Source organism: Pelomicrobium sp. G1 (assembly GCF_051905455.1).
In the GTDB taxonomy this organism is placed as follows: Bacteria; Pseudomonadota; Gammaproteobacteria; order Burkholderiales; family UBA6910; genus Pelomicrobium.
Genome location: NZ_JBQACR010000057.1, coordinates 1 through 731, shown reverse-complemented (window position 1 = coordinate 731; position 731 = coordinate 1). Strand labels below are relative to the sequence as shown.

The following is a 731-nucleotide window of genomic DNA, read 5'->3' as shown; positions in this document are numbered from 1 at the left end:
AACTACGCCGGTGTCGCCAAGCGCGGCCGTGTGCAGGAGCGCATTGCGGAGCACCTGCCGGGCGGCAAGGACTACGTTCCGGGCGCGAAGGTAAGAATCGAACAGATGAAGAGCATCGAGGAGGCGAGGGACACGGAAGCGCGCGTCATCGCCCGCACGAAGCCGAAGTACAACGAGCAGAGCAAAGGAGGAGACAAGGTATGAGATGCAGAGCAGGTATTACGACGAGACCGAACGAGCGCAAGGCCGAATGGCAGCAGCGCTATCCGAACATGCGCAATTGGCGACTTGAAGGTCCATTCGCCAACCGGGCAGCGGCGCAGGCATGGGAGGACAGGCAACCTTGCGAAAAATCGGGTGGCGGAGCAGACCCCGATTTGCCTGGCGCCAAGTGGTACGGCTACCGGTTCGAGTTTTAACGCTGGAGCACGTAGCACAATGACCGAGTTCCTAACTGGGACGCTTGTTGTGATCACGGGGTTTTATGCCTGGGCGACGTACAAGATCCTCCAGGCAAACCAGGACATGGCTACGGCCATGAAGGAGCAGATCAACCTACAGTTGCGGCCCTACGTGCAGCCATCTCTATTCATTCTTCCTGGAACGAACATCTTTTGTCTGCGAATCAAGAACATTGGGCGTAACGCTGCCTCAAATCTGCGTTTGTCGCTCGACCGCGAATTCTTTCAATTTGCGGACACGCGACCTGAGAGAAACTTGCGAAATCTGGC

1 protein-coding gene and 1 pseudogene are annotated in these 731 nt (G+C 57.2%); both read left to right on the top strand.

The annotated features are described in order from the left end of the window. Positions 1-204 (top strand): hypothetical protein (locus tag ACTFO6_RS17390; protein ID WP_439935690.1); only part of this gene is annotated, 204 nt, incomplete at its 5' end. A 234-nt stretch (positions 205-438) separates the two neighbouring features. Then, a pseudogene (locus ACTFO6_RS17385) lies at positions 439-731 on the top strand (hypothetical protein); the annotation flags it as partial.